The 9087-nt window shown below is 55.1% G+C and carries 12 protein-coding genes and 1 pseudogene; 10 read left to right on the top strand and 3 right to left on the bottom strand.

Features of this window, described 5'->3' with window-relative positions:
• A partial coding sequence (locus SPI05_RS07565) for a hypothetical protein (protein ID WP_321077523.1) occupies nt 1-286 on the top strand: 286 nt, incomplete at its 5' end.
• A 24-nt stretch (nt 287-310) separates the two neighbouring features.
• Here SPI05_RS07565 and SPI05_RS07560 read toward each other — a convergent pair.
• Complete coding sequence (locus tag SPI05_RS07560) at nt 311-511, bottom strand: hypothetical protein (RefSeq protein WP_321077522.1); 201 nt, start codon at nt 509-511, stop codon at nt 311-313.
• A gap of 261 nt (nt 512-772) precedes the next feature.
• Between SPI05_RS07560 and SPI05_RS07555 the strand changes: the two genes are divergently transcribed.
• The 3 genes from SPI05_RS07555 to SPI05_RS07545 all read left to right on the top strand — a co-directional run bounded on the left by SPI05_RS07555 (nt 773) and on the right by SPI05_RS07545 (nt 3852).
• A complete protein-coding gene (locus SPI05_RS07555) occupies nt 773-1348 on the top strand; it encodes a P27 family phage terminase small subunit (RefSeq protein ID WP_321077521.1) in 576 nt (191 codons plus the stop codon).
• Between the two features lie 79 nt (nt 1349-1427).
• Nucleotides 1428-2615, top strand: a complete 1188-nt coding sequence (gene metK / locus SPI05_RS07550; RefSeq protein WP_321077520.1) for a methionine adenosyltransferase — start codon at nt 1428-1430, stop codon at nt 2613-2615.
• Nucleotides 2587-3852: a DNA methyltransferase gene (locus SPI05_RS07545; RefSeq protein WP_321077519.1), complete on the top strand. Its 1266-nt coding sequence runs from the start codon at nt 2587-2589 to the stop codon at nt 3850-3852. Before metK ends, SPI05_RS07545 begins: the two co-directional genes overlap by 29 nt.
• Before the next feature lie 64 nt (nt 3853-3916).
• On the opposite strand, the pseudogene SPI05_RS09020 reads toward SPI05_RS07545, so the two are convergent.
• Nucleotides 3917-4290, bottom strand: a pseudogene (locus tag SPI05_RS09020) (transposase); the annotation flags it as partial.
• 312 nt (nt 4291-4602) lie between these two features.
• On the bottom strand, nt 4603-4923 hold the full coding sequence (locus tag SPI05_RS09015; RefSeq protein WP_414601979.1) for an IS110 family transposase: 321 nt from the start codon (nt 4921-4923) through the stop codon (nt 4603-4605).
• Here SPI05_RS09015 and SPI05_RS07540 point away from each other — a divergent pair.
• From SPI05_RS07540 to SPI05_RS07515, 6 genes are all read left to right on the top strand, one after another.
• Nucleotides 4885-5052 (top strand): hypothetical protein, encoded by a 168-nt coding sequence (locus SPI05_RS07540; RefSeq protein WP_321077518.1) that lies wholly within the window; start codon nt 4885-4887, stop codon nt 5050-5052. The genes SPI05_RS09015 and SPI05_RS07540 overlap by 39 nt on opposite strands.
• Before the next feature lie 341 nt (nt 5053-5393).
• Nucleotides 5394-5912, top strand: a complete 519-nt coding sequence (locus tag SPI05_RS07535; protein WP_321077517.1) for a hypothetical protein — start codon at nt 5394-5396, stop codon at nt 5910-5912.
• A gap of 214 nt (nt 5913-6126) precedes the next feature.
• Nucleotides 6127-6642: a branched-chain amino acid ABC transporter substrate-binding protein gene (locus SPI05_RS07530; RefSeq protein WP_321077516.1), complete on the top strand. Its 516-nt coding sequence runs from the start codon at nt 6127-6129 to the stop codon at nt 6640-6642.
• A 33-nt stretch (nt 6643-6675) separates the two neighbouring features.
• On the top strand, nt 6676-8124 hold the full coding sequence (locus SPI05_RS07525) for a hypothetical protein (RefSeq protein ID WP_321077515.1): 1449 nt from the start codon (nt 6676-6678) through the stop codon (nt 8122-8124).
• A gap of 155 nt (nt 8125-8279) precedes the next feature.
• Nucleotides 8280-8672, top strand: coding sequence for a hypothetical protein (locus SPI05_RS07520; protein ID WP_321077514.1), 393 nt, complete (start codon nt 8280-8282; stop codon nt 8670-8672).
• A complete protein-coding gene (locus tag SPI05_RS07515; RefSeq protein WP_321077513.1) occupies nt 8672-8905 on the top strand; it encodes a hypothetical protein in 234 nt (77 codons plus the stop codon). The genes SPI05_RS07520 and SPI05_RS07515 overlap by 1 nt, the downstream gene beginning before the upstream one ends.
• Nucleotides 8906-9087 lie beyond the last annotated feature (182 nt).

Genomic DNA, 9087 nt, shown 5'->3' with positions numbered 1-9087 from the left:
GTACCCGCCTGTCGCGGCCTCCCTGCCGACCCTCACCTGTGCCGACTTCGAGGCAGTTCACCTGGCACGTGGCGACGCGGCGCGTGTGGCGAGGGGGTGGGGGCGGGTGGATCTCTACAGCTGGTCTGCTCCTCAGCGGGCTCGGCCAACCGCGCAGAAATACTTGGAATCAAACAGGGTATTAACCCCCAAGCGCGCAGACTTCGCAGGGAACGCTCACCGCAAAGGAGGGCGAAAGTGGTGGAATAAGCCTCGGACAGGGGATATGCGGGACTTCCGTTCGTGACGATAACTGATGTTAAAACATGGGCTAGTCGTAGCGTGATTGAAGTTCAGCTCTTAGGTCACGGAAGTACTGGGTTTGATAGGCAGTGAGGAATCTTCTTGCTATCCAGTTTGGAATTAGTTTGTTTCGAAGGGTGACGTCTTCGGTGAATTTGACTCGGCAGCCACCATTTTCGTTCGGCTCGAAGGTGCCTTGCCATGTGCCAATCAGAGTTTGTGAATCCATGCGGAATTCCCAGATGTGAGGTTATTCCAGGCGGGTTATTCGAAACCTTATAGGTTTTCCCTTTTTCGGAGTCTCAATAAAGCTTTGTTCATCAGTGATCGTGCAGTCTGATAGATCGCTGCGCCATTGCCAGTTCGTTAAATCCGTGACGACTTGCCAGACCTGTAAGGGAATATAGGGAAGGTCTTCCTCCCAGACTACAACTACGTTTCCCATGTCTACCTACCTTTATCCACCACTTCCTATCGTACTGGAGGACGCATGGCTCGTGACGGCACAAACCGTGGCGGACGCAGGGTGCGCGCTGGCGCGAAACCGGATGCGTTGAACGACAAGCTCGCAGCCGGTCGGCCAGCCACACGACTTTCGACCCCAGCCGAGCTGGATGTGTTCGACCTGAACGGCACCGATATTGGTGACGGGGCAGTGCTTGCTGGGGAGGCGATGCCGGAGCCGAGTTCTTATCTTGCGGCTGTGCAGAGGGACGGGAACCCGCTCGGCGCTGACATTGTCTATAGGGAGACGTGGCGCTGGCTTGATGAGCGTGGCTGTACCAGGTTTGTTTCTAAGCGTCTGATTGAGCAGTACGCGCAGGCATTCGCCCGCTATGTGCAGTGTGAGCAGGCGATTTCTAAGTTCGGTCTGCTGGGTAAGCACCCGACCACTGGGGCTGCGATCGCCAGCCCTTTTGTGGCGATGTCGCAGTCGTTTGGGAAGCAGGCGAATATGTATTGGTATGAGATTTTCGACATCGTGCGCGCTACCTGCACCACCGATTATTCCGGCACCACACCCGGTGACGAGGTCATGGAGCAACTACTCAAAGCCCGCTCTTGACATCTTTCGATTTCTTCTTGGCCTGCCCTGATGAGGGTGGGTCTTCTTCATGTTTCACAGCTTCTCGGAAGGAGCCCCTGTGTCTGTTCGGACTGCTGAATCTGTGTGTATTGGTCACCCTGACAAGCTGTGTGACCTGATCGCAGACCACATCCTCGATGACATTCTTACCTGCGACCCGACGGCACGCGTGGCCATTGAGGTCATGGCAAGTGGCAGGCGCATCATCGTCACCGGCGAGATCACCACCGCCATCCGGCCACAGCTGCGCGCCTGCGCACGGGAGGCGCTGCGCCTGGCCGGGTACAACCCGAACCGGTTCCTCATCTACGTGTGGGTACGCCGCCAATCCGCAGACATCAGCGCAGGCGAGACCACCTCGTTGGAAGCCCGCGACGGCGACGAGAGTGCGTACGCCACCCAAGGTGCGGGTGACCAAGGCACTCTCTACGGGTACGCCACGAACGAGACGCCCCAGCGCCTGCCGCTGCCGCTCGTGCTCGCCCACGACATTTGCCGCAGGCTGGATGCCGCCCGTACCCAGGGCACGATCACGGGCATCTACTCGGACGGCAAAGCGCAGGTCAGTGTTGTCTACGACGAGCTGGGCACCCCTGTTGGGATCGACACCGTGGTTGTCTCGGTACAGCACGACGAGCACAAGCCGCTGGACGTGCTCGAGCGTGAAATCAACGCATTGGTTGTGGCTCCGGCGATTGAGGCCCACCTGCCAGGTGCTGTGCCTGTAAGTGTGTTGGTGAATCCGTCGGGGTGGTTCGTCACCGGTGGGCCCACCGCTGACACCGGGCTGACCGGACGCAAGTTGATGGTTGATACCTATGGCGGGCTTGGTCCGCATGGTGGTGGCGCGTTTAGTGGTAAGGACGCTAGCAAGGTTGACCGGACGGGCGCATACATAGCGCGGCTAATCGCCAGGACAATCGTCGACGTAGGCCTGGCCGAGGAATGCCACGTGAGTGTCTCCTATGCGATTGGGAAGGCCAATCCGGTCGCGTTCCACGTCGACACGTTCGGCTCTGGCCAGCACCCCGACGGGCTGCTCACCAACGCCGCCCGGGCAGTATTCCCGCTACGCCCGGCGGCAATGATCGACGCGCTCGGACTGCGAGCCCCGGTCTTCGTGGGGCTGGCGACGTACGGCCACATGGGTCGTGCTGGCCGCCCGTGGGAGAACACCGAACCATTCATAAACAAGCTCCTTGAGGAGGTGAAGGATCGTGCTGATCAAGCAGCTACCGATTGGTGAACTGAAGCCCGCCGAATATAACCCGCGTAAAGACCTAACACCAGGAGACCCCGAATACGACAGGCTCAAGCGCTCGCTAACGGAGTTTGGCTATGTCGAGCCGGTCATTTTCAACCAGACCACCGGACGGGTTGTGGGTGGCCACCAGCGGCTGAAAGTGCTCGCCGATCTCGGCAACGAGGCTGTGGATTGCGTGGTGGTTGAGCTTGATGAGACCCGAGAAAAAGCGCTCAACGTTGCCCTGAACAAGATCAGTGGGGAGTGGGACGAGAACAAACTCGCCCTGCTAATTGCTGACCTTGACGCTTCCGACTTCGACGCGGAACTCACTGGTTTCGATGATGACGAGATCGCACAGTTGATTGGTTCCCTCGACGAAGGCGACATCGAAGACGACGATTTTGACCTGACCGCCGCTCTCGAAGCCACATCGTTTGTTGAGCGTGGCGACGTGTGGACCGTTGGGCGGCATCGCCTGGTGTGCGCAGACGCCACCAACCCAGACGATGTCGCGGTGCTCATGGATGGCAAGAGTGCGAACCTGGTGCTGACTGACCCGCCCTACAACGTCGCCTTCGAATCTGCAGGCGGCTTGAAAATCAAGAATGACGCGATGAACAACGACACGTTCTTTGAGTTTCTGCTGGCCGCATTCACCAACATGAACGCTGTGTTGGACAAGGGCGGGTCGGCGTATGTGTTCCACGCTGATACCGAAGGGTTGAATATCCGTCGTGCTTTCACCCAATCAGGATTCAAACTGTCCGGGTGTTGCATTTGGGTTAAAGACTCCCTCGTACTCGGCAGGAGTCCGTATCAGTGGCAGCACGAACCAGTGCTCTTTGGCTGGAAGCAAGGAGGCAAACACAAGTGGTATGCCGACCGGAAACAAACCACTATCTGGAACTTTAATAAACCCCGGAAGAACTCAGATCATCCCACTTCTAAGCCGTTGGATTTGTTGGCTTACCCGATCAAGTATTCTACGCAGGCCAACGCGATTGTGCTCGACTTGTTCGCAGGCTCCGGCTCCACGCTCATGGCAGCCGAAGAAACTGACCGCATCTGCTACTGCATGGAGTTGGACGAGAAATATGCCTCGGTGATTTTGCGCCGGTACGCCGAAGCTACGGGTGATGCCGCTGGGATCACCTGCCAGCGCGACGGCGAGCAACTGGCGTACCTGGATGTGGTGAAGGACGTGGACCGGGCCAGCGACTATACCTCTCAAAATTGATGGCTGACAAGGGCGAATACCGCTGGATAAGTGGCGGAACCTATGGCTGACGCTTCTATATTTGTCAAGCCGCGAGAGCGACTTGGTTGTGGGTTAGTTCTTTGGTGAGGAGCCGGTAGATTTTGCGGGCTAGGTAGCGTTTTATTAGCCGTATAGTTTCACGTTTAGTTTTTCCTTCAGCTAGCCGCTTTTCCATGTATGCGCGGGTCTGCTCATCGTTTTCAGGCGTATGAGGGCAACGGTGTGTAGAGCGTTATTGAGCGCTCGGTCTCCGCCTCTGTTGAGCCGGTAGCGCACCTTGTTACCCGATGAGGCAGGTATCGGGCTTGTGCCTGCTAATGCTGCGAAGGCTGCCTCGCTTTTGAGTCTTCCTACGTGGGAGTAAGAAATAATCATCTGCGCCGCTGTGACGGGCCCTACTCCTGGCATTTCCAGTAGCCCTGGCGCTGCCAACTGGACGATCATCGCTAGTTGGGCTTGGTTTTCTACCAGCTGCGCACGAGCATCAATGATGGCTTTGGCTAGGCGCTATGCTTCTTGTTTAGCGACAAGCACGTCGATAGCGTCCCCAGGCTGTGGCTCAAGACCAGCGAGTTGGTAAATCTGTCTTACAGACAGCGATCTTCTGGCATCAATGCCAAGGTCGGTGCAGCGGGATAAAGCGGTGAGCGAGTTGATGTTAACGGTTGTGGCGCGGGTGAGTTGTTTCCTCGCAGCTAGGAGGATTCGTAGGGCTTCACGATAATTGCCTTACCTGGGGATAGTCAGCTCGGTTTCGTCTTTACTAAGAGTTCTGGCAGCTATCTGGAAGGCATCAATTGCATCATTTTTAGCGAGTTTATTACGACCCCTTACCAACAGGCGCGGGGCTTCAACCACCCGGTAACCTGCTTCCTCCAAGTACATGCGGAACCTAGTTCCGTAGGAGGCTGTTCCCTCCATCGATATCAAAGTATCGTAGGTGTTAACGCTTACATGTCTGGCTATCCATGTCTGTGCGCGAGCGTGTCCTTTAGTGGTGTTAGCAAATGAATGGCAGACGACTTGGGCACCTGTAGCGCATTCAAGGATGGAAAGGACATGGTTTTTGGCGTGTGTATCGACTCCTACGATGAAACGGTAGACGTGTGCGACAATTGCCATATGGATTCAACCTCCTTGTTGTTGAAACTGCGGGTTGTTTCTTACCTTGAGGTCTGATCCGGTTCCATCTTCTTAGAGTCGTGTCTAGGACAAGGTTTGCTGGCAATACTGTGACGAGTCACGCCAAAAAAAGGGCGGACATGCTTCTAATCAAGCCAATGCTTACCGGCCGGGTCAGACCACAACCCCGGTAGCGGACATGTCAGCCAAAAAGCACCACAAACCACGAGTTCTCATAAACAGATCACGATCCGTGAGCCAGTATGTACACGAGTCACACCACCAGAGCTATGGTCTAATCCTGCCAGCCGATCCCAGACCAGCCACAACTAAAAATCTCACATTATGTACATACCGAAAACATCGGCAACCCGAATATGCACGAAAGGCAAAGGATTATGAAAACAAGGAAGTACGTGGTGAAAAACCGCAAGCAACTCGACCGGCTCGCCCGGTTCCTCGAAGCAATGCTCGAGCACCCCGCCAAGCTGCGTGAAGACGGGTCTTACGAGATAGACCAAACCGTTCTCGACACCGACGGGACAATCACCTGGGGCAAGAAAACCAAACCAGGCCTCATCGACCTGGTGAGCTGGGAAGCCCAAACCGAGGGATTCACCCCCGCCAACCCCGAGGCAGAACCTTCCAAGCCAGATGCCCAACCGGAACCCGACAAGACGGAGAGCAGGCGCGAGGCGGAGGAGCACGGTCTGGTGTTGAGCATCTACGCCGGGGACGAACCTGAAGCCACCTTCGAGAAGTTGAAGATACTGGTTAACGCCCGGGCGGTGATAATCCGGAAAGCCTGTCAAGCCGAGCAGACAGTCGCCTCCTACGAACGCGGCTGGGATATCAAACCCGTCGACGCCAACACCGACTTCGCCCTCGACCTGTTCCTCCACAACGAAAACTACTAAACCCCCGACCCCACAACCCCAAGCCCCGACCCGCCACCGGGTTCGGGGCGCGGGTCTCTTAGTCTTGGGGGCGGCGCTTGCTGTTTCTGCCTTTCTCACAAGCCCCGCCCCCGCCAAAAGTTAATAAAAAAACCTCTTAACATCGCTTCCGTAGAGCCGTATAATATGTATGGGTGTATTGTGTGCCGTTGACTAGGACTTGTAGAGTGATGAAATGATGAAGACGCGTAGGATAGTGGCAGCTGTCGCCGCCATGGTAGTTAGCTTCATGGTTGCAGGACCCGCATTTGCTGCGGACGGCTCGTGGAGTTTGACCAGGCGTCACTATAGCGTATATACCCCCAACGACACTGTCGATCCGACAAGTACTTACTTCACGGCTCCTGCTTATGTGGATTCGCTCGACGTAGCCACCTCTGTAGCAGCACAAATTACCAGATATCAGGGCGACCATGTTGAATGGGGGAGGGTATGCTATTCGCAGCCGTACGGAAATCAACCCGTGGCCTGCACGCCCTGGTACAACTTAGTCAATCCCGTCTCTGGCCTTGAAGCCATCGGACAGTTCAGGGTTGTTGATGCGAATCAGAACGCTACCGGAGGAGCATATAACGTCATATATGCAAAAGGATCTTTCCAGATTCAACATCGTTTCCCCAACGGTTTGCCTGGACCTATTTACAGTGATCCAGGATACGACAGTCTTGTAGTCACATATACAGAAGGATAGTTATCAATCACAGGATGTGAGGAGATGGTCAGCATGGATGCGCTTAGTTTGAGTAATTACGCGGCTGCCGCTGGTGTGACCCAGCAGGCAAAGACCGCTGGTACCACCACGAAAAGCGAGGCAACCCAGGCAACCAGCCCGGGGACGCTATTGAATTCCCCCATTGCGGACACCGTAGAAATCACCACCCCGCCCGCAACCGAAACCACCACCACGCCGGTTGCCGCGTTCGACCCGACCGCGACCGACGGGCCTTACGAACAGAAACATACCGGCGGGGCTTTGGCTACGTCCTCAGCGAAGGACGGGTTTGACGGCTGGGATTATATGTTGAAGAACGTCTTTTACATTGAAGAAGGCGGTAACCGGACAGATATGCCCCATATTTACAAGTACAACTATGGTCGTCAAGGGGCATTTAGTTCCGGTGAGGGGTACACTCCGGCGGATGCTTTGACGGATCAGGAGCGTAACCTGATTGCGAATTTGTATGTTTATGCCCATGATAATGGTCTTGATATGAGCAATGGTGGCACGAACGCTATTTCGACTTTGGTGTGGGGCATTGTGAATTATGCGGCTTCGGGTCATTCGATAACGTCAATGAATAATGCTATGGAGGCTAACTTTAATGGGGCTACGGGCCAGTTCGCGACCAGTTCGGGGGTGTTGACGCAGGCCAATGCGGTTGCCGGGATGGGCGCGGAGGTTGACCTGGCGGTCGCGGGGATCCAGGCGGGCTGGCACGCGACGGGGTCTTATTTGGATGATAATCGGAGTTTGACTGATGCCCAGATGGCTTTGACTACCGAGATTTTGTCGTCGTCTGCGATGCAGGACAACCTGATTCCGACGGGCTACTTGGATAATGTTTTGGCTGGTCAGATTAGTCCACGTCAGAGCCTGTCGACTTTCGAGGACATCCGTCAGGTGATTTATGCTTACTCTCCGGGCGCCTCGAAGGGTGATGTGAGTGTGAGTTCGACGCCTAGTGCGCAGGCACAGAACGTGATTAACTGGCGTCAGAACATTGATGATTTTTGGTCCGCGGTAAACGCCAAGTTGGGCAGCGCGGACTCGAATGGGGTTTCAGGCAAGAACGGTTTGACCGATTTGTTTGGTGCCGGAAACACAAAATCGAAGACGGAAGATTATTTGAAGATTTTCGACCAGTATTCTGACCGCGTTAGCTTTGTGGCGAGTTCCTTGACTGATGAGCAAAAGTCAAGCCTGGGCATGATGTACAAGATGGCCGCGGAAAAAGGCACTGACGCAGCCTTGGCGAAAGTGGACCAGCTGGCCGGAGCATTGGCGGCTATGAATTATGTGAACAAGACGGTCGGTGAAGGCGACACGATGGGGGCCGGAAACTTCTGGACCCAGATGCTCAAACAGAACCAAGACCAGGCCAACGAGGTCCTGAAAGACGCGATACAAAAACGCCTCGACAAGGCAAGCGTGCATCTCGATTTAGAAGGGTAGAAGTAAAGAACTCCTCCTATAGAGTGTGTCTTCCATGAAGCTACCATGGAAGACACACTTTTTATGCAACCGGTTGAAAAGACCATTTGAGTGATGATGTTCACTAATTTTTCGTTGGAATATCAACGAAAACGGCTTGATATGTGTCGGAGAGTATGGCTGTATATACATACCGGATTGAACCGGAAACAACAATGAACGAAAGGCAAAACAATGGAAACGAAAACCCTGAAGAGTTTGGAACAGGAAAACACGCAATGCTTGGTGGCACGCGCCGAACGACTGGGCTACACGATTTGGCAGATTCACCCCGAATACGAATGGAACGCCATCGCGATTACCCCCACCAACTGGGAAGACTACACGCCGGAACTGTGCTGGAACCCCGAAGACGGCGGCGCATCCAGACCACATCCTACGGGCCGGTCAACCTCGAACGCCTCGAGAAAATCAGCGAAGGCATGCAGCGCGGGGTTGCCATGCTCAACATGCTGGAAAGCACCAAAATGGACGACCTCGTCGAATATGTGAAAAGCGAGGGCAAGTAATGAACACCACGACCCTGGAACGACTCAACAAGCTCTACAATGAGCACGACATCATCAAGGGAACCGGGTACCTCCACGTCCTGCACCAAACCTACCTACAAGACGAGGGTCGAATCTGGTACGTCCACCGATACCTCTCCAACGGCAACGGGTTTTACGACCTGACCGGAATATCGCCCTACTACTTCACCAGCCGCGACCAAGCCCTTGCTTACGCCATCCGCGCCTGCTAACCACCGGGCCGGTATTACCTTCGACAAGACCCCGCTCTTGCGGGGTTTTGCCCGTCGGGACTATCTCATTTAGTGTGTAAGTGGCGGTTTTATTTCTAGTATTCCTTCGCGTCTGGCATGCGGTCGGCGAGGGTGATGGAGAACGCGTTTAGGGCGTGTTTCCATTTCATGGTTCATTTTAC

This window comes from Mobiluncus sp. (assembly GCF_034180645.1).
Lineage (GTDB): Bacteria > Actinomycetota > Actinomycetes > Actinomycetales > Actinomycetaceae > Mobiluncus.
This window is presented reverse-complemented; position numbering and strand designations above follow the sequence as displayed.

Coding starts and splice junctions, on each gene's coding strand:
- SPI05_RS07560 (WP_321077522.1), bottom strand. CDS start 511: ATGGATTCACAAACTCTGATTGGCACATGGCAAGGCACCTTCGAGCCG.
- SPI05_RS07555 (WP_321077521.1), top strand. CDS start 773: ATGGCTCGTGACGGCACAAACCGTGGCGGACGCAGGGTGCGCGCTGGC.
- SPI05_RS07540 (WP_321077518.1), top strand. CDS start 4,885: ATGGCAGACGACTTGGGCACCTGTAGCGCATTCAAGGATGGAAAGGAC.
- SPI05_RS07535 (WP_321077517.1), top strand. CDS start 5,394: ATGAAAACAAGGAAGTACGTGGTGAAAAACCGCAAGCAACTCGACCGG.
- SPI05_RS07530 (WP_321077516.1), top strand. CDS start 6,127: ATGATGAAGACGCGTAGGATAGTGGCAGCTGTCGCCGCCATGGTAGTT.
- SPI05_RS07525 (WP_321077515.1), top strand. CDS start 6,676: ATGGATGCGCTTAGTTTGAGTAATTACGCGGCTGCCGCTGGTGTGACC.
- SPI05_RS07520 (WP_321077514.1), top strand. CDS start 8,280: ATGGCTGTATATACATACCGGATTGAACCGGAAACAACAATGAACGAA.
- SPI05_RS07515 (WP_321077513.1), top strand. CDS start 8,672: ATGAACACCACGACCCTGGAACGACTCAACAAGCTCTACAATGAGCAC.